We start from the raw sequence: 18621 nt of genomic DNA, 5'->3' as shown, positions 1-18621 counted from the left end.
CGCCCATGCTCTGTCCCCTGCACGGGGCCGGTACGGACCCCACCCGTCTCGTGGGGCGCACGCTCAGCCGAGTCGTCGCGTCCTGGCACATCAGTGACGGCGAACGTTCCGAGGCGCCCCTCGACGTCTGGCTGATCGACAGCATCGGCGACACCATCCGGATCACCACCGGATCCGACCAGTGCCTCATCGTCGAGTCCGCCACCCCGCACGCGGCGTACGACATGGGGGAGTGGGGTCGCATCGAGGTCGGTGAGGACCTCGGCGACCACCCCTTCCTGCGGCACCTCGGCGAGACCGTCGCCTCGGTCGCCGAGTTCGCCCTGCCCGAGCAGGGCCGCACCCACCTGGAGATCGGCTTCCTGGACGGCGGGCGGGTACGCGCCGACTGCTACGAAGGGGACCTGCGGCTCACCCGGTGAGCCAGTGGTCGATCCCCGCCAGCAGCTTGGCCTGCACGTCGTCGGGCGCCGCGCTGCCGCGCACCGACTGGCGGGCCAGCTCGGCGAGCTCCGCGTCCGTGAAGGCGTGGTGGCGGCGGGCGATCTCGTACTGGGCCGCGAGGCGGGACCCGAAGAGCAGCGGGTCGTCGGCGCCCAGCGCCATGGGGACCCCGGCCTCGAAGAGGGTGCGCAGCGGGACGTCCTCGGGCCGCTCGTAGACCCCGAGGGCGACGTTGGAGGCCGGGCAGACCTCGCAGGTGATCTGCCGGTCGGCGAGCCGCTTGAGCAGCCGGGGATCCTCGGCGGCCCGCACCCCGTGCCCGATGCGGGAGGCGTGCAGATCGTCGAGGCAGTCGCGGACGGAGGACGGGCCGGTGAGCTCGCCGCCGTGCGGTGCGGCGAGGAGGCCGCCCTCGCGGGCGATGGCGAAGGCCCGGTCGAAGTCGCGGGCCATGCCGCGGCGCTCGTCGTTGGAGAGACCGAAGCCGACGATGCCGCGGTCGGCGTAGCGGACGGCGAGCCGGGCGAGGGTGCGGGCGTCGAGGGGGTGCTTCATGCGGTTGGCGGCGATGAGGACCCGCATGCCGAGGCCGGTCTCGCGGGAGGCCGCGTCGACGGCGTCGAGGATGATCTCGACGGCGGGGATCATCCCGCCGAGCAGGGGGGCGTAGGAGGTGGGATCCACCTGGATCTCCAGCCAGCCGCTGCCGTCCCGTACGTCTTCCTCCGCGGCCTCGCGGACCAGGCGCCGGATGTCGTCGGGCTCGCGCAGGCAGGAGCGGGCGGCGTCGTAGAGCCGCTGGAAGCGGAACCAGCCGCGCTCGTCGGTGGCACGGAGCTTGGGCGGCTCCCCGGCCGTGAGGGCGTCGGGGAGGCGCACGCCGTACTTGTCGGCGAGCTCCAGAAGGGTCGATGGCCGCATCGACCCGGTGAAGTGCAGGTGGAGGTGGGCCTTGGGCAGAAGCGTGAGATCGCGTGCGTGCTCCATCTGGTGATCCTGCCGTACTGCTGCGCTCGGCGGGAGGGGGTTTTACCGATCGGGGGCTTGCGCGAACGCGTGAGCGGGGGCCGGGCCGCTGCGCGGGAGCCTTCCGGGCGCTGCCCGGACCCCGCGCCTCAATCGCCGGCGGGGCTGAAGGAGCGGGGCTCCGCCCCGGGCCCCGCGCCTCAAACGCCGGCGGGGCTGGGTTGTGCAGGCGGGGCTGAAAGAGCGGGGCTCCCGGGCCCGCGCCTCAAACGCCGGCGGGGCTGGGTTGTGCAGGCGGGGCTGAAGGTGACGGCGGGGCGGGAATGGCTGGGCGGCGGCACCCTCAGGGGTGCCGCCGCCCAGGTCGTGCTGCGGGGTGCGTCAGGCCTTGGCCTCCGCCAGGAGCTTCTGGATGCGGGACACGCCCTCCACCAGGTCCTCGTCGCCCAGGGCGTAGGACAGGCGCAGGTAGCCGGGGGTGCCGAAGGCCTCGCCCGGGACGACCGCGACCTCGACCTCGTCCAGGATCAGGGCGGCGAGCTCGACGGAGCTCTGCGGGCGCTTGCCGCGGATCTCCTTGCCGATGAGCTCCTTGACCGACGGGTACGCGTAGAACGCGCCCTCGGGGGTCGGGCAGAAGACGCCGTCGATCTCGTTGAGCATCTTCACCATCGTCTGGCGGCGACGGTCGAAGGCCTTGCGCATCTCCGCGACCGCGTCGAGGTTGCCCGAGACGGCGGCCAGCGCGGCGACCTGGGCCACGTTGGAGACGTTGGAGGTGGCGTGCGACTGCAGGTTGGTCGCCGCCTTGATGACGTCCTGCGGGGCGATGACCCAGCCCACGCGCCAGCCGGTCATCGCGTACGTCTTGGCGACGCCGTTGACGATGATGCACTTGTCGCGCAGGGCCGGGACCAGGACCGGCAGCGAGGTGAACTTCGCCTCGCCGTAGACGAGGTGCTCGTAGATCTCGTCCGTGAGCACCCACAGGCCGTGCTCGGCGGCCCACTCGCCGATCGCGCGGGCGTCGGCCTCGCTGTAGACCGAGCCGGTCGGGTTGGACGGGGAGACGAAGAGGACGACCTTCGTGCGCTCGGTGCGCGCGGCCTCCAGCTGCTCGACGGAGACGCGGTAGCCGGTGGTCTCGTCGGCGACGACCTCGACCGGGACACCGCCGGCGAGACGGATCGACTCCGGGTAGGTGGTCCAGTACGGAGCCGGGACGATGACCTCGTCACCCGGGTCCAGGACGGCCGCGAAGGCCTCGTAGATCGCCTGCTTGCCGCCGTTGGTCACCAGGACCTGCGAGGCCTCGACCTCGTAGCCGGAGTCGCGCAGCGTCTTGGCGGCGATCGCGGCCTTCAGCTCGGGCAGGCCGCCGGCCGGCGTGTAGCGGTGGTACTTGGGGTTGCGGCAGGCCTCGACCGCAGCCTCGACGATGTAGTCCGGGGTCGGGAAGTCGGGCTCGCCGGCACCGAAGCCGATCACCGGGCGCCCGGCGGCCTTGAGGGCCTTGGCCTTGGCGTCCACGGCGAGGGTGGCGGACTCGGAAATGGCGCCGATACGGGCGGACACCCGGCGCTCGGAGGAAGGCGTTGCAGAGGTCATACGAGCAATCGTCCCAGACGGCAAAGAAGCGCCGCACACCGTTTCAGTCAACGGACCGGCGCATGTCAGGTCGGGCGCTGTTCGACGTCAGGGCGCGGTTCACGTACACTCCACTGTCGTTGGACCTCACCAGCCGCTGCGAAGCGCGAGCACTCCGTGCACTCGCTCGGATGCGGTAGGTTGGGGGACGCAAAGGGTCGTAGCTCAATTGGTAGAGCACTGGTCTCCAAAACCAGCGGTTGGGGGTTCGAGTCCCTCCGGCCCTGCTCCACACTCCATCTCGGACGTGTGTGCGCAGGTACGTACTTAGATGCAACGCCGTACGGCGCAACCGGGCGCGGTACGGCCACGACCCGGATTCAGGTGAGAGACGTGACGGACGCCCTGGGCTCCATCGACATGCCTGACGCCGAGGACGAGACGCGCGAGAAGAAGGCCCGCAAGGGCGGCAAGCGCGGCAAGAAGGGTCCTCTGGGCCGCCTCGCGCTTTTCTACCGCCAGATCATCGCGGAACTCCGCAAGGTCGTCTGGCCCACTCGCAACCAGCTCACGACGTACACCACCGTGGTGATTGTCTTCGTGGTCATCATGATCGGTCTGGTGACCGTGATTGACTTTGGGTTCGAAAAAGCCATCAAGTTCGTCTTCGGCTGATCCCCGCGGAGGGCGGCGCCTTGATGGGTGTCGCCCGTTTTCGCATGTTCCACCACCTTTTGTATCCAGGAAGAAGCAGCCACCGTGTCTGACCCGAACCTGAACGCGAGCCACGACTCCGTCGAGTCCGTCGAGGACGAGCTCGACATCGTCGAGGCGGCAGACGCTGTGGAGCCCGACGAGGCCGAGCTCGCCGACGTCGAGGCGGGTGTCGCCGCCGAAGAGGCCGCGATGCACGTCGAGTCCGACGAGGACGAGGACGAGGACGACGCCGAGGTTGACGCCGACGTCGAGGTCGACGCCGAGGCCGAAGAGGCTGCTGACGACGTCGAGGCCGACGAGGAAGAGGCCGAAGAGGCCGCTCCGGTCGAGCCCGCCGAGCCCGTCGACCCCATCCAGGCCCTGCGCGAGGAGCTGCGCCTGCTCCCCGGCGAGTGGTACGTGATCCACACCTACGCCGGCTACGAGAAGCGCGTGAAGGCCAACCTGGAGCAGCGCGCCGTCTCGCTGAACGTCGAGGAGTTCATCTACCAGGCCGAGGTGCCCGAGGAAGAGATCGTCCAGATCAAGAACGGCGAGCGCAAGAACGTCCGGCAGAACAAGCTGCCCGGTTACGTTCTCGTCCGCATGGATCTGACGAACGAGTCCTGGGGCGTCGTCCGCAACACGCCCGGCGTCACCGGCTTCGTCGGCAACGCGTACGACCCGTACCCGCTGACCCTGGACGAGATCGTCAAGATGCTCGCCCCGGAGGCGCAGGAGAAGGCCGCCAAGGCCGCCGCGGAAGAGGCCGGTCTGCCCGCGCCCGCCGTCAAGCGCACCATCGAGGTCCTGGACTTCGAGGTCGGCGACTCGGTCACCGTCACCGACGGCCCGTTCGCGACGCTGCAGGCGACCATCAACGAGATCAACCCCGACTCGAAGAAGGTCAAGGGCCTCGTCGAGATCTTCGGCCGCGAGACCCCGGTCGAGCTCAGCTTCGACCAGATCCAGAAGAACTGATCTTCTGAGCGACAGCTTCCGGACAGGTCAGATCGCCCCGTGAAGGGCGGTCTGACCTGCTCGGTTTTTAGCCCCGCACCGATACCCGTTATCGTGGTGCGGTATGCCTCCATCCGGATGACCGGATGGGCGGCTGAAAACTCTCACTAGGACCCGGAGAGAGCAATGCCTCCCAAGAAGAAGAAGGTCACGGGGCTTATCAAGCTCCAGATCAAGGCCGGTGCGGCCAACCCGGCTCCGCCGGTCGGCCCCGCGCTCGGTCAGCACGGCGTCAACATCATGGAGTTCTGCAAGGCCTACAACGCCGCGACCGAGTCGCAGCGTGGCATGGTCGTGCCGGTGGAGATCACGGTCTACGACGACCGTTCCTTCACCTTCATCACCAAGACTCCGCCGGCCGCGCGCCTCATCCTGAAGCACGCGGGCATCGAGAAGGGCTCCGGCGAGCCCCACAAGACCAAGGTCGCCAAGCTCACGGCTGCCCAGGTCAAGGAGATCGCCGAGCTGAAGATGCCCGACCTGAACGCCAACGACATCGACGCCGCCGTCAAGATCATTGCCGGCACCGCGCGTTCGATGGGCGTCACCGTCGAAGGCTGATCCAGCCACCCCCAGCACCATCAGTGGTAGGACCAAGCGCTGGTCCGCACCACGACTCCATGCCTGAAGCCAAAAAACAGGAGCAGAAGTGAAGCGCAGCAAGACTCTCCGCGCTGCGGACGCCAAGGTCGACCGGGAGAAGCTGTACGCCCCGCTCGAGGCCGTCCGTCTCGCCAAGGAGACCTCCACGACCAAGTTCGACGGCACCGTCGAGGTCGCCTTCCGCCTGGGTGTCGACCCGCGCAAGGCCGACCAGATGGTCCGCGGCACCGTGAACCTCCCGCACGGCACCGGCAAGACCGCCCGGGTCCTGGTCTTCGCGACCGGTGACCGTGCTGCGGCCGCGGAAGCCGCTGGCGCCGACATCGTCGGCGACGACGAGCTGATCAACGAGATCGCCAAGGGCAACCGCCTGAACGAGTTCGACGCCGTTGTGGCCACGCCGGACCTCATGGGCAAGGTCGGCCGCCTCGGCCGCGTGCTCGGTCCCCGTGGCCTGATGCCGAACCCGAAGACCGGCACCGTCACGATGGACGTCGCGAAGGCTGTCACCGAGATCAAGGGTGGCAAGATCGAGTTCCGCGTCGACAAGCACTCGAACCTGCACTTCATCATCGGCAAGGTCTCCTTCTCCGATGACAAGCTGGTCGAGAACTACGGCGCGGCCCTGGACGAGATCCTTCGTCTGAAGCCGTCCGCCGCGAAGGGCCGCTACATCAAGAAGGCCGCCCTCAGCACCACCATGGGCCCCGGCATCCAGCTGGACCCGAACCGCACCCGGAACCTCCTCGTCGAGGAAGACCCGGCTGCCGTTTGATCGAGCTGAGCCTGACGGCTCACTGATCTGCCGAACGGGCCCGTCGCCCCCTTCCCGGGGGCGGCGGGCCCGTTTTTCGTTTCCTGTGCGAACCCTGTGCGATTACTGTCAGCGGCGAGACGTACAGTCAGTGCTGGCAGCGCCGCAGGAAAGACCGCCTGAGGCGTACCGCTGCCTTGCGTACCCGGGGTGGGGAACACATGAACGCATACCGCAAGAAGACCGTCGGCGCCGTCATGGCCGCCCTCCTGCTCGCAGGAGGCGCCACCGCGTGCGGGGGCGGGAAGGACACGAAGCAGAAGGACAACGGGGCGTCCGCTGCCCCGTCCCAGGCCGCGAAGAAGCCGGCGGAGGTCGCCCCGGCGGCGTACCTGGAGAAGACGAAGAAGAAGTCCGAGGAGATCACCTCCCTCAGCTTCACCATGTCAGGCAAGGTCGCGGGGCAGAACATCGCGGCCGAGGCCGCCATGCGGATCAAGCCCGCGACGGCCATGTCGATGAAGATGGACTCGCCCGAGAAGCCGGGCCAGAAGGTGGAGATCCGCCTGATCGACGGCGCCATGTACATGGGCAGCGACGGCAAGTGGCTGAAGTTCGACCTCAAGGCCCTGGCCCCGGAGCAGGCCAAGCAGCTGGACTCCCTCGGTTCCTCCCAGCAGGGCCAGAACCCTGCCGACACGGCCGACAGCATGAGCGCCGCCAAGGACCTCAAGAAGGTCGGCGAGGAGACCATCGACGGGCAGAAGACGACGCACCTCGCCGGCACCGTCACGCTCGACGAGCTGAAGGCCCGCAGTGCCTCCTCGACTCCCGAGGCCAAGGAGCGCCAGGAGAAGAACGTCAAGACGCTTGAGGAGCAGGGCATCAAGAGCCTGACCATGGACATCTGGATCGACGAGGCCGACCAGGCCAAGCAGGTCCGCACCCAGGGTCAGGGCACCTCGGGCTCGATGGACATCACCATCAAGTTCAAGGACATCAACAAGCCGGTCGAGATTGCCGCACCGCCGGCCGACCAGGTCATGGACATGGCCGAGATGATGAAGGACTCGGGCGGAGCGGGCGGCGCCTGACCACGCCCCGCGCACGCCTGAGACCGGGCCCTCCGTCTCCCCTGCCGGGAGCCGGGAGGCCCGGTTTCGTCATGGATGTAGGGATTTGAGATCTTCGCGTAGGGCCATGGGGATGGGGTCGTACGGAGATCCACACATGGGGGAGAGCAGATGAACAAGGCTGCCCGGATTCGGGCCGGTATCGCAGTGGCGGGCACCGCACTGCTCGTGGGCGGCCTCGCGGCCTGCGGTGGCGAGAAGGCCGACGGGGGCACCGGCAAGGCCGACGGGGGCACCGGAAAGGCCGACGGGGGCAAGGGCGCCGAGGTGAAGGCGCACTCCTCCGTGGAGGCGGTGAAGGCGTCCTACCTGAAGACGGCGGCCGCCAAGTTCGCCAAGGCGGAGCTGTCCATCGTCGGGGCCGACGGCAAGACCCACGGTCAGTCCGGGACCAAGGGCTGGTACCCGTCCAGCCACGACGTGATCCTGAGGAGCGAGAAGCCCGACACGCGCTCGATCATGATCGGCGACATGACCTACACCCGCCTGGCGCAGCCCCTGGCGGGCAAGGCCTGGATGAGCATGAACCTGGCCAAGGGCGGCAAGCCCGGGGTCCGGCTCAACGACGACCCGGCCGAGTACCTCGCCATGCTGCTGGGCCAGGAGAAGCTCGCGCACGTCGGCGCCGAGAAGACGGCCGACGGCATCGACGCCGAGCACTACAAGGGCAGCTTCACCACCGCGGACCTGCTCGAGGCGGACGAGTCCACCAAGGTCATGGAGGAGGCGAACCGCCAGTACCTCCACGAGGCGGTGAAGCACATCACCGCCTTCGAGGTGGACCTGTGGATCGGCAAGGACGGCTACCCGGTCCGCGCGGAAACCGTGAGCACGGACGGCGAGGGCACGACGAAGACCACGGCGAAGTTCTCCGACTTCGCCGCGGCCACCCCGGTCCAGGCCCCGCCGGCCGACCAGGTCGTCTCCTTCGACGACCTGAACTAGGGGACCGACCGCAAGCCGGACGAGGCGGACCAGAAGCTCGAAGAGGCCGACCAGAAGCTCCGGGACGCCGGACTGGGCGGCCTCGGCGCCGGCTCCTGAGGCGATTTGCCTCGGCTGCACCCCTTCACGTAGTCTTCCCCAGAAGCCAAAGACCGCTGGTCGTTGCCGTGCCCGCAAGGGTTCGGTGGCCGAAGGATCCGCTGAATGCGGACGACCCGCGTAGGTGACTGTGGAAGGTTCCCGGAACTCGTTCCGGTTGAGCCACGCCCTGGCGCCTGCGCCGGGGCGTTTCTTATTTAGCCCCTTCTGAGCGGTCCTCATCACCCGGAAGGAGGCGAACGCACCATGCCGACGCCCAACAAGGCTGCATCGGTAGCCGAGCTCAAGGACGCGTTCCAGAGCTCGAACGCCGCCGTGCTGACCGAGTACCGGGGTCTCACCGTCGCGCAGCTCAAGACGCTGCGTCGCTCCCTTGGTGAGAACGCCCAGTACGCCGTGGTGAAGAACACGCTGACCAAGATTGCGGCCAACCAGGCCGGGATCACCGCGCTGGACGAGCACTTCGCTGGTCCGACCGCGGTCGCCTTCATCACCGGTGACCCGGTGGAGTCGGCGAAGAGCCTGCGTGACTTCGCCAAGGACAACCCGAACCTCATCATCAAGGCGGGTGTCCTTGATGGTAAGGCGCTCACCGCCGATGAGATCAAGAAGCTTGCGGACCTCGAGTCCCGCGAGGTTCTGCTCAGCAAGCTGGCCGGCGCGTTCAAGGGCAAGCAGTCTCAGGCTGCCTCGCTCTTCCAGGCGCTGCCGTCGAAGTTCGTCCGCACCGCGGAAGCGCTTCGCGTCAAGCTCGCCGAGCAGGGCGGTGCCGAGTAATTCGGCTCGCGCACTGATCCACGCCGCCTAGTGCGTGGGTCGTAGCGGGCCGTTACGCCCGCCTCTATATACATCCGGCACCTGCCGAATTAGTGGAAGGATCGCCCATCATGGCGAAGCTCTCTCAGGACGACCTCCTCGCCCAGTTCGAGGAGATGACCCTCATCGAGCTCTCCGAGTTCGTGAAGGCCTTCGAGGAGAAGTTCGACGTCACCGCCGCCGCGGCCGTCGCCGTTGCCGGCCCCGCCCAGGGTGGCCCGGTTGCCGACGCCGCCGAGGAGCAGGACGAGTTCGACGTCATCCTCACCGGTGCCGGCGACAAGAAGATCCAGGTCATCAAGGTCGTGCGTGAGCTGACCTCCCTGGGTCTGAAGGAGGCCAAGGACCTCGTGGACGGCGCCCCGAAGCCGGTCCTCGAGAAGGTCGCCAAGGAGGCCGCTGACAAGGCCGCCGAGGCCCTCAAGGCTGCCGGCGCGGCTGTCGAGGTCAAGTAACACCTCTGAGGCCCTCCAGGGCCTCAACCAAGGGCGATCACCCGTAAGGGTGGTCGCCCTTTGGCGTACCCGTAGTGCCTGACTTGCCCTGGTCTCGTTGGGGAGTAGGGTGATCATCGTTGCTCCGATGCAGGGTCCGAAGATGATCCGCTCGGAGCAGGGGGCCTTGACGAACGGGACGCGGCGCGCAATTCTCAGTCCCGTCGAGAGGTCGACCACCTGGATCCGAGATCCAGGCATGGATCGACTACGAAGAGGGCAGTACTGATACGCGCTCTGTGCACGTGTACGGGGCGCCGCAGCGTTGGACACAGTGTTGGTTGAACGACATGGGGAAGGCCTGTTGCCGGTTTCCGGAAACCTGGTCTGGACATCAGTGAGCCGAGTGGCTACACTGACCCTTTGCGCTGCCTGTTAGCTGTCCCCTGCCCGTCGCCAGGGACATGCCCACGCTTGAGCACACTTGATTGATCCACCCTGACCTGGCCTTTTCGGTTGGTTTTGGGGGGCTTGTCTTCTGTGTCTGCTGGGACCGGTACGCGCGTAGTGAGTCCGAGCCCTCGGAAGGACCCCCTCTTGGCCGCCTCGCGCAACGCCTCGACCAATACGAACAACGGTGCCAGCACCGCCCCGCTGCGCATCTCCTTTGCAAAGATCAAGGAGCCCCTCGAGGTTCCGAACCTCCTGGCGCTGCAGACCGAGAGCTTTGACTGGCTTCTCGGCAATGCCGCCTGGAAGTCTCGCGTCGAGTCGGCGCTTGAGAGTGGACAGGACGTCCCCACCAAGTCCGGTCTGGAAGAGATCTTCGAGGAGATCTCGCCGATCGAGGACTTCTCCGGGTCGATGTCGCTGACCTTCCGCGACCACCGTTTCGAGCCGGCGAAGAACTCTGTCGACGAGTGCAAGGAGCGCGACTTCACGTACGCGGCTCCGCTGTTCGTCACCGCCGAGTTCACGAACAACGAGACCGGAGAGATCAAGTCTCAGACGGTCTTCATGGGCGACTTCCCGCTCATGACCAACAAGGGCACCTTCGTCATCAACGGCACCGAGCGTGTCGTCGTGTCGCAGCTTGTCCGCTCCCCTGGTGTCTACTTCGACTCCTCCATCGACAAGACGTCCGACAAGGACATCTTCTCCGCCAAGATCATCCCGTCCCGGGGTGCCTGGCTGGAGATGGAGATCGACAAGCGCGACATGGTCGGTGTTCGCATCGACCGCAAGCGCAAGCAGTCCGTCACCGTCCTCCTGAAGGCTCTCGGCTGGACCACCGAGCAGATCCTCGAGGAGTTCGGCGAGTACGAGTCCATGCGCGCCACCCTGGAGAAGGACCACACCCAGGGTCAGGACGACGCGCTGCTCGACATCTACCGCAAGCTGCGTCCGGGCGAACCGCCGACCCGTGAGGCCGCTCAGACGCTGCTCGAGAACCTCTACTTCAACCCGAAGCGCTACGACCTCGCCAAGGTCGGCCGCTACAAGGTGAACAAGAAGCTCGGCGCCGACGAGCCGCTCGACGCCGGTGTGCTCACCACCGACGACGTCATCGCGACGATCAAGTACCTGGTCAAGCTGCACGCCGGCGAGACCGAGACGACCGGCGAGTCCGGCCGTTCGATCGTGGTCGAGACCGATGACATCGACCACTTCGGCAACCGTCGTCTGCGCAACGTCGGCGAGCTCATCCAGAACCAGGTCCGCACGGGTCTGGCTCGTATGGAGCGCGTCGTCCGCGAGCGCATGACGACCCAGGACGTCGAGGCCATCACGCCGCAGACCCTGATCAACATCCGGCCGGTCGTCGCCTCCATCAAGGAGTTCTTCGGCACCAGCCAGCTGTCGCAGTTCATGGACCAGAACAACCCGCTCTCGGGCCTGACCCACAAGCGCCGCCTGTCGGCGCTGGGCCCCGGCGGTCTGTCCCGTGAGCGGGCCGGCTTCGAGGTCCGTGACGTTCACCCGTCGCACTACGGCCGCATGTGCCCGATCGAGACCCCTGAAGGCCCGAACATCGGTCTGATCGGCTCGCTCGCCTCCTACGGTCGCGTCAACGCGTTCGGTTTCGTCGAGACCCCGTACCGCAAGGTCATCGACGGTGTCGTCACCGACGAGGTCGACTACCTGACGGCCGACGAGGAAGACCGCTTCGTCATCGCCCAGGCCAACGCCGGCCTGTCCGAGGACATGCGCTTCACCGAGAACCGCGTGCTGGTGCGCCGTCGTGGCGGCGAGATCGACTACATCGCCGGCGACGACGTCGACTACATGGACGTCTCCCCGCGCCAGATGGTGTCCGTCGCGACCGCGATGATCCCCTTCCTGGAGCACGACGACGCCAACCGTGCCCTCATGGGCGCGAACATGATGCGCCAGGCCGTTCCGCTCATCAAGGCGGAGGCCCCGCTCGTCGGCACCGGCATGGAGTACCGCTGTGCGGTCGACGCCGGTGACTCGATCCGTGCGGAGAAGGACGGTGTCGTCCAGGAGGTCTCGGCCGACTACATCACCGTCGCCAACGACGACGGCACGTACACCACGTACCGCGTCGCCAAGTTCTCCCGCTCGAACCAGGGCACCTCGGTCAACCAGAAGGTCATCGTCAACGAGGGTGACCGGATCATCGAGTCCCAGGTCCTCGCCGACGGTCCCGCGACCGAAGAGGGCGAAATGGCCCTCGGCAAGAACCTGCTCGTCGCGTTCATGCCGTGGGAAGGTCACAACTACGAGGACGCGATCATCCTGTCGCAGCGCCTCGTGCAGGACGACGTCCTCTCCTCGATCCACATCGAGGAGCACGAGGTCGACGCCCGTGACACCAAGCTGGGCCCCGAGGAGATCACCCGGGACATCCCGAACGTCTCCGAAGAGGTCCTCGCCGACCTCGACGAGCGCGGCATCATCCGCATCGGTGCGGACGTCGTCGCCGGCGACATCCTGGTCGGCAAGGTCACGCCCAAGGGCGAGACCGAGCTGACCCCGGAGGAGCGCCTGCTCCGCGCGATCTTCGGTGAGAAGGCCCGCGAGGTGCGCGACACCTCGCTCAAGGTTCCTCACGGTGAGATCGGCAAGGTCATCGGTGTCCGCGTCTTCGACCGCGAGGAGGGCGACGAGCTTCCTCCGGGCGTGAACCAGCTGGTCCGCGTCTACGTCGCCCAGAAGCGCAAGATCACCGACGGTGACAAGCTCGCCGGCCGTCACGGCAACAAGGGTGTCATCTCCAAGATCCTTCCGATCGAGGACATGCCCTTCCTTGAGGACGGCACGCCGGTCGACATCATCCTGAACCCGCTGGGTGTCCCGTCCCGAATGAACCCGGGACAGGTCCTGGAGATCCACCTCGGCTGGCTCGCCAGCCGCGGCTGGGACGTCTCCGGGCTCGGCGAGGAGTGGGCCGAGCGTCTGAAGGTCATCGGGGCCGACCGCGTCGAGCCCGGTACCAACGTCGCCACCCCCGTGTTCGACGGTGCCCGCGAGGATGAGCTCGCAGGCCTCTTCGAGCACACCATCCCGAACCGCGACGGTGACCGCCTGGTCCTCCCGTCCGGTAAGGCGCGCCTGTTCGACGGCCGCTCCGGCGAGCCGTTCCCGGACCCGATCTCCATCGGGTACATGTACATCCTCAAGCTCCACCACCTGGTCGACGACAAGCTCCACGCTCGGTCGACCGGTCCGTACTCGATGATCACGCAGCAGCCGCTGGGTGGTAAGGCACAGTTCGGTGGCCAGCGCTTCGGTGAGATGGAGGTGTGGGCGCTCGAGGCTTATGGCGCCGCTTACGCCCTCCAGGAGCTGCTGACCATCAAGTCCGACGACGTCACCGGCCGCGTGAAGGTCTACGAGGCCATCGTCAAGGGCGAGAACATCCCCGAGCCGGGCATTCCCGAGTCCTTCAAGGTGCTCATCAAGGAAATGCAGTCGCTCTGCCTCAACGTGGAGGTGCTGTCCTCGGACGGCATGTCCATCGAGATGCGCGACACCGACGAGGACGTCTTCCGCGCGGCGGAGGAGCTCGGTATCGACCTGTCCCGGCGCGAGCCGAGCAGCGTCGAAGAGGTCTGACGGGCCTGACGGGGGGCTCGCTCAAGAGCCCCCCGTCATCCCCGGGACCGTTCAGACCATGATTGAGACTCGACCCCGAAAGAGGGATTGACGCACAGTGCTCGACGTCAACTTCTTCGACGAGCTGCGGATCGGCCTTGCCACCGCGGACGACATCCGAACCTGGTCGCACGGCGAGGTCAAGAAGCCGGAGACCATCAACTACCGCACCCTCAAGCCCGAGAAGGACGGACTCTTCTGCGAGAAGATCTTCGGTCCTACCCGGGACTGGGAGTGCTACTGCGGCAAGTACAAGCGTGTCCGCTTCAAGGGCATCATCTGTGAGCGTTGTGGCGTCGAGGTCACGCGCGCCAAGGTGCGCCGTGAGCGGATGGGCCACATCGAGCTTGCCGCTCCCGTCACCCACATCTGGTACTTCAAGGGCGTCCCGTCGCGCCTCGGATACCTGCTGGACCTCGCGCCGAAGGACCTCGAGAAGGTCATCTACTTCGCCGCGTACATGATCACGTTCGTCGACGACGAGCGTCGCACCCGCGACCTCCCGTCGCTGGAGGCGCACGTCTCCGTCGAGCGCCAGCAGATCGAGAACCGCCGTGACGCGGACCTCGAAGGCCGGGCCAAGAAGCTCGAGACCGACCTGGCCGAGCTCGAGGCCGAGGGCGCGAAGGCCGACGTACGCCGCAAGGTGCGCGAAGGTGCCGAGCGCGAGATGAAGCAGCTCCGTGACCGCGCCCAGCGCGAGATCGACCGCCTCGACGAGGTGTGGGCCCGCTTCAAGAACCTCAAGGTCCAGGACCTGGAGGGCGACGAGCTCCTCTACCGCGAGCTGCGTGACCGCTTCGGCACGTACTTCGACGGTTGCATGGGCGCCGCCGCGCTGCAGAAGCGCCTGGAGTCCTTCGACCTCGAGGAGGAGGCCGAGCGCCTCCGCGAGATCATCCGTACCGGCAAGGGCCAGAAGAAGACCCGTGCGCTCAAGCGCCTCAAGGTCGTCTCCGCCTTCCTGCAGACCAGCAACAAGCCCAAGGGCATGGTTCTGGACTGCGTGCCGGTGATCCCGCCGGACCTGCGTCCGATGGTGCAGCTGGACGGTGGCCGCTTCGCGACCTCCGACCTGAACGACCTGTACCGCCGCGTGATCAACCGCAACAACCGTCTGAAGCGTCTCCTCGACCTCGGTGCCCCCGAGATCATCGTGAACAACGAGAAGCGCATGCTTCAGGAGGCCGTGGACGCCCTCTTCGACAACGGTCGTCGTGGTCGTCCGGTGACCGGTCCCGGTAACCGTCCGCTGAAGTCCCTGAGCGACATGCTCAAGGGCAAGCAGGGTCGATTCCGTCAGAACCTTCTCGGCAAGCGCGTGGACTACTCCGCGCGTTCCGTGATCGTCGTCGGTCCGCAGCTGAAGCTGCACCAGTGCGGTCTGCCCAAGGCCATGGCGCTGGAGCTCTTCAAGCCGTTCGTGATGAAGCGCCTGGTCGACCTGAACCACGCGCAGAACATCAAGTCGGCCAAGCGGATGGTCGAGCGCGGCCGCACGGTCGTCTACGACGTCCTCGAAGAGGTCATCGCCGAGCACCCGGTCCTGCTGAACCGTGCGCCCACGCTGCACCGCCTCGGCATCCAGGCCTTCGAGCCCCAGCTGGTCGAAGGCAAGGCCATCCAGATCCACCCGCTCGTCTGCACCGCGTTCAACGCGGACTTCGACGGTGACCAGATGGCCGTGCACCTGCCGCTCTCCGCGGAGGCGCAGGCCGAGGCCCGCATCCTGATGCTGTCCTCGAACAACATCCTCAAGCCGGCCGACGGCCGTCCGGTCACGATGCCGACCCAGGACATGGTCCTCGGTCTGTTCTTCCTGACCACCGACGGTGAGCTCCGCGACACCAAGGGCGAGGGCCGCGCGTTCGGCTCCACGGCCGAGGCGACGATGGCGTTCGACAACGGCGAGCTCGCGCTGCAGTCGTCCGTCGACATCCGCTTCCCGGTGGGCACCATCCCGCCGCGCGGCTGGGTGGCGCCGGTCGCCGAGGAGGGCGAGCAGGAGTTCCAGCCGGGCGACAGCTTCCGTCTGAAGACCACCCTGGGTCGCGCGCTCTTCAACGAGCTGCTGCCCGAGGACTACCCGTTCGTCGACTACTCGGTGGGCAAGAAGCAGCTCTCCGAGATCGTCAACGACCTGGCGGAGCGCTACCCCAAGGTCATCGTGGCGGCGACGCTCGACAACCTGAAGGCGGCCGGCTTCCACTGGGCGACCCGTTCGGGCGTCACCGTGGCCATCTCCGACGTCGTCGTGCCCGAGGCCAAGAAGGCCATCGTCGCGGGCTACGAGGCGCAGGACGAGAAGGTCCAGAAGCAGTACGAGCGCGGTCTGATCACCAAGGACGAGCGCACGCAGGAGCTCATCGCGATCTGGACCAAGGCGACCAACGAGGTTGCCGAGGCGATGAACGCGAACTTCCCCAAGACGAACCCCATCTTCATGATGGTTGACTCGGGTGCCCGAGGAAACATGATGCAGATGCGACAGATCGCCGGTATGCGTGGTCTGGTGTCGAACGCGAAGAACGAGACCATCCCGCGTCCGATCAAGGCGTCCTTCCGTGAGGGCCTCACCGTTCTGGAGTACTTCATCTCCACGCACGGTGCCCGTAAGGGTCTGGCGGACACCGCCCTGCGTACCGCCGACTCGGGTTACCTGACCCGTCGTCTGGTGGACGTCTCGCAGGACGTGATCATCCGCGAGGAGGACTGTGGCACCGAGCGCGGTCTGAAGCTGAAGATCGCCGTTCGCGGCGAGGACGGCGTGCTGCGCAAGGCCGACGACGTCGAGACCTCGATCTACGCCCGCATGCTGGCCGAGGACGTCGTCATCGACGGCAAGGTCATCGCGCCGGCCAACGTCGACCTCGGTGACGTGCTCATCGACGCCCTGGTCGCCAACGGCGTCGAGGAGGTCAAGACCCGCTCGGTCCTGACCTGTGAGTCCGCGGTCGGCACCTGTGCCTTCTGCTACGGACGCTCGCTCGCCACCGGCAAGCTGGTCGACATCGGTGAGGCGGTCGGCATCATCGCCGCCCAGTCCATCGGTGAGCCCGGTACCCAGCTGACGATGCGTACCTTCCACACCGGTGGTGTGGCCGGTGACGACATCACGCAGGGTCTGCCGCGTGTCGTCGAGCTCTTCGAGGCCCGTACCCCGAAGGGTGTCGCCCCGATCTCCGAGGCCGCCGGCCGCGTGCGGATCGAGGAGACCGAGAAGACGAAGAAGATCGTCATCACGCCCGACGACGGCAGCGACGAGACGGCGTTCCCGATCTCGAAGCGCGCCAAGGTCATCGTGCACGAGGGCGACCACGTCGAGGTGGGCCAGAAGCTCACCATGGGTGCCACCAACCCGCACGACGTGCTGCGCATCCTCGGTCAGCGTGCCGTCCAGGTCCACCTGGTCGGCGAAGTCCAGAAGGTCTACAACTCGCAGGGCGTGTCGATCCACGACAAGCACATCGAGATCATCATCCGGCAGATGCTGCGCCGAGTGACGATCATCGAGTCCGGCGACGCGGAGCTCCTGCCGGGCGAGCTGGTCGAGCGGTCGAAGTTCGAGACCGAGAACCGTCGTGTGGTCACCGAGGGCGGTCACCCCGCCTCCGGCCGTCCGCAGCTGATGGGTATCACCAAGGCCTCGCTCGCGACCGAGTCGTGGCTGTCGGCGGCGTCCTTCCAGGAGACGACCAGGGTTCTGACGGACGCGGCGATCAACGCCAAGTCCGACTCCCTGATCGGCCTCAAGGAGAACGTCATCATCGGTAAGCTCATCCCGGCCGGTACGGGCCTCGCCCGCTACCGCAACATCCGGGTGGAGCCCACCGAAGAGGCCAAGGCCGCGATGTACTCGGCCGTCGGTTACGACGACATCGACTACTCGCCCTTCGGCTCCGGCTCCGGCCAGGCCGTCCCGCTGGAGGACTACGACTACGGCCCGTACAACGGCTGAGTCGCAGCAGAGCAGTAACCGCAGGGCGGTCACCCGTGAGGGTGGCCGCCCTGCGGCGTTTCCGCCGGGCGCGCGTCACAGGTAGCGCTGGAGGTGGTGGAGCCGGGTGCGGTGGTCGGGGTGGTGGGAGAGCAGCCGTGCTGCGAGCCCGGTCCGCCGTGTCGATGCGGACGTGTCGGACTCCTCGGCGAGCAGCTCGTGCAGTGTCAGTGACAGGGGCTGCGCGAAGCCAAGTCGGGCGGCGTGTGCGTCTGCCCGCAGTTCGGCCCGCCTGCCGACCGCTGCCGTCAGGTAGGGCAGTGCCAGCAACAACACCGGAAGGCCGTAGGTCGCCTTCACCGTGGCGAGCGCCAGATAGCCCACCAGGACCACGAACACCCCCCAGGCCGTCACCGACGCCCCGCGCGCCATCCGGACCAGCTTGGGCTTCACCTGGGCCAGCGCCCGCCAGACGAGGCGCCCGGGGACCGTGTACCACCACCCGAGCAGCCCTGACCAGGAGTGACCGCTCGTGTGGTGTCCCAGTTCGTGGGCGAGTACGGCGGCCAGCTGGGAGGTGGGCAGGCTCTGCAGTGCCCGCCTGGTCACGGCGACGATGTGTCCGGCGGCGGCGAGGGCGTTCAGCTCGTCGCTGTCCTCGATCCACAGTTCGTACCGGCTGTCGTCCACCCCGGCCCGGCCCGTGACCTCGCGCCACACGGGCGCCAGCACGCTGAGCTCGGAGGGGAGCGGGCGGTGCAGGTGCAGTACGTGGCGGGCCAGCAGCCCTTCGGCCGGCCGGTGGAAGGCGAGGCTCCCGGAAGCCGCCCACAGCAGGGTGGGGACCCAGACCGGGACGGCCATCCACGCGTCGAGCGCCAAGGCCACCGCCAGTACCAGCGAGAGGCTGAGCAGGAACGCGGGCACGTGCAGGGATAGCCCGAGCCACACGGTGTGGTCGGTCCGGCGCTGCCGGGCCCGGTACGTGACCCGGGTACCGGGGGCGTTCCGGTATTCGAGGTCGTCCGGCGGAGTGGGAGTGTCGGGCATGCGGGTCCTCCACGGGCA

Annotated in this window: 14 protein-coding genes and 1 tRNA gene; 12 read left to right on the top strand and 3 right to left on the bottom strand. The window is 67.3% G+C overall.

Annotation, left to right across the window (positions count from 1 at the left end; genetic code table 11):
* Positions 1 to 5: 5 nt before the first annotated feature.
* Complete coding sequence (locus tag OG386_RS19395) at positions 6 to 422, top strand: hypothetical protein (protein WP_030011236.1); 417 nt, start codon at positions 6 to 8, stop codon at positions 420 to 422.
* Here the strand turns inward: OG386_RS19395 and OG386_RS19390 are convergent.
* Together OG386_RS19390 and OG386_RS19385 are read right to left on the bottom strand one after the other, a co-directional pair.
* Positions 412 to 1431 (bottom strand): adenosine deaminase, encoded by a 1020-nt coding sequence (locus OG386_RS19390; RefSeq protein WP_161289589.1) that lies wholly within the window; start codon positions 1429 to 1431, stop codon positions 412 to 414. The two genes, OG386_RS19395 and OG386_RS19390, sit on opposite strands and share 11 nt — an antisense overlap.
* A gap of 360 nt (positions 1432 to 1791) precedes the next feature.
* The gene (locus OG386_RS19385; RefSeq protein ID WP_189733393.1) at positions 1792 to 3018 is read right to left on the bottom strand and encodes a pyridoxal phosphate-dependent aminotransferase; all 1227 of its coding nucleotides are present in this window, start codon (positions 3016 to 3018) and stop codon (positions 1792 to 1794) included.
* Positions 3019 to 3211: 193 nt separating this feature from the next.
* Here OG386_RS19385 and OG386_RS19380 point away from each other — a divergent pair.
* The 11 genes from OG386_RS19380 (at position 3212) to OG386_RS19330 (ending at position 17574) form a co-directional block, all read left to right on the top strand.
* Positions 3212 to 3284: transfer RNA gene (locus OG386_RS19380), tRNA-Trp, on the top strand.
* A 106-nt stretch (positions 3285 to 3390) separates the two neighbouring features.
* Positions 3391 to 3672, top strand: coding sequence for a preprotein translocase subunit SecE (gene secE / locus OG386_RS19375; protein WP_030008443.1), 282 nt, complete (start codon positions 3391 to 3393; stop codon positions 3670 to 3672).
* An 84-nt stretch (positions 3673 to 3756) separates the two neighbouring features.
* On the top strand, positions 3757 to 4674 hold the full coding sequence (nusG, locus tag OG386_RS19370) for a transcription termination/antitermination protein NusG (protein ID WP_328789195.1): 918 nt from the start codon (positions 3757 to 3759) through the stop codon (positions 4672 to 4674).
* 165 nt (positions 4675 to 4839) lie between these two features.
* Positions 4840 to 5274 (top strand): 50S ribosomal protein L11, encoded by a 435-nt coding sequence (rplK, locus tag OG386_RS19365; RefSeq protein WP_030008445.1) that lies wholly within the window; start codon positions 4840 to 4842, stop codon positions 5272 to 5274.
* 88 nt (positions 5275 to 5362) lie between these two features.
* Positions 5363 to 6091 (top strand): 50S ribosomal protein L1, encoded by a 729-nt coding sequence (rplA, locus tag OG386_RS19360; protein WP_030388881.1) that lies wholly within the window; start codon positions 5363 to 5365, stop codon positions 6089 to 6091.
* 200 nt (positions 6092 to 6291) lie between these two features.
* Entirely contained in the window at positions 6292 to 7164 is an 873-nt protein-coding gene (locus tag OG386_RS19355) for an LppX_LprAFG lipoprotein (RefSeq protein WP_328789193.1), read from the top strand.
* A 150-nt stretch (positions 7165 to 7314) separates the two neighbouring features.
* Positions 7315 to 8148 carry a hypothetical protein gene (locus OG386_RS19350; RefSeq protein ID WP_328789192.1) on the top strand — a complete coding sequence of 278 codons (834 nt, stop codon included), beginning with the start codon at positions 7315 to 7317 and terminating at the stop codon, positions 8146 to 8148.
* Between the two features lie 345 nt (positions 8149 to 8493).
* The gene (gene rplJ / locus OG386_RS19345) at positions 8494 to 9024 is read left to right on the top strand and encodes a 50S ribosomal protein L10 (RefSeq protein ID WP_030008449.1); all 531 of its coding nucleotides are present in this window, start codon (positions 8494 to 8496) and stop codon (positions 9022 to 9024) included.
* 110 nt (positions 9025 to 9134) lie between these two features.
* Positions 9135 to 9518 carry a 50S ribosomal protein L7/L12 gene (gene rplL, locus OG386_RS19340; protein ID WP_328789191.1) on the top strand — a complete coding sequence of 128 codons (384 nt, stop codon included), beginning with the start codon at positions 9135 to 9137 and terminating at the stop codon, positions 9516 to 9518.
* A gap of 576 nt (positions 9519 to 10094) precedes the next feature.
* The gene (rpoB, locus tag OG386_RS19335) at positions 10095 to 13577 is read left to right on the top strand and encodes a DNA-directed RNA polymerase subunit beta (RefSeq protein WP_030008451.1); all 3483 of its coding nucleotides are present in this window, start codon (positions 10095 to 10097) and stop codon (positions 13575 to 13577) included.
* A 97-nt stretch (positions 13578 to 13674) separates the two neighbouring features.
* The gene (locus tag OG386_RS19330; RefSeq protein WP_266603875.1) at positions 13675 to 17574 is read left to right on the top strand and encodes a DNA-directed RNA polymerase subunit beta'; all 3900 of its coding nucleotides are present in this window, start codon (positions 13675 to 13677) and stop codon (positions 17572 to 17574) included.
* Positions 17575 to 17649: 75 nt separating this feature from the next.
* Here the strand turns inward: OG386_RS19330 and OG386_RS19325 are convergent, their stop codons facing one another.
* The gene (locus OG386_RS19325) at positions 17650 to 18603 is read right to left on the bottom strand and encodes a M48 family metalloprotease (RefSeq protein WP_328789189.1); all 954 of its coding nucleotides are present in this window, start codon (positions 18601 to 18603) and stop codon (positions 17650 to 17652) included.
* Positions 18604 to 18621 lie beyond the last annotated feature (18 nt).

The organism is Streptomyces sp. NBC_00273, from assembly GCF_036178145.1.
In the GTDB taxonomy this organism is placed as follows: domain Bacteria; phylum Actinomycetota; class Actinomycetes; order Streptomycetales; family Streptomycetaceae; genus Streptomyces.
Note: the sequence above shows the minus strand (reverse complement) of the source record. Positions and strands in the feature narration are given on the sequence as shown.

What these genes read in the sequence shown, in the direction of transcription:
- OG386_RS19325 (WP_328789189.1), bottom strand. Translation starts at nt 18,603, where the DNA reads ATGCCCGACACTCCCACTCCGCCGGACGACCTCGAATACCGGAACGCC.
- OG386_RS19395 (WP_030011236.1), top strand. Translation starts at nt 6, where the DNA reads ATGCTCTGTCCCCTGCACGGGGCCGGTACGGACCCCACCCGTCTCGTG.
- OG386_RS19390 (WP_161289589.1), bottom strand. Translation starts at nt 1,431, where the DNA reads ATGGAGCACGCACGCGATCTCACGCTTCTGCCCAAGGCCCACCTCCAC.
- rplJ (WP_030008449.1), top strand. Translation starts at nt 8,494, where the DNA reads ATGCCGACGCCCAACAAGGCTGCATCGGTAGCCGAGCTCAAGGACGCG.
- OG386_RS19355 (WP_328789193.1), top strand. Translation starts at nt 6,292, where the DNA reads ATGAACGCATACCGCAAGAAGACCGTCGGCGCCGTCATGGCCGCCCTC.
- rplK (WP_030008445.1), top strand. Translation starts at nt 4,840, where the DNA reads ATGCCTCCCAAGAAGAAGAAGGTCACGGGGCTTATCAAGCTCCAGATC.
- rplL (WP_328789191.1), top strand. Translation starts at nt 9,135, where the DNA reads ATGGCGAAGCTCTCTCAGGACGACCTCCTCGCCCAGTTCGAGGAGATG.
- OG386_RS19385 (WP_189733393.1), bottom strand. Translation starts at nt 3,018, where the DNA reads ATGACCTCTGCAACGCCTTCCTCCGAGCGCCGGGTGTCCGCCCGTATC.
- OG386_RS19350 (WP_328789192.1), top strand. Translation starts at nt 7,315, where the DNA reads ATGAACAAGGCTGCCCGGATTCGGGCCGGTATCGCAGTGGCGGGCACC.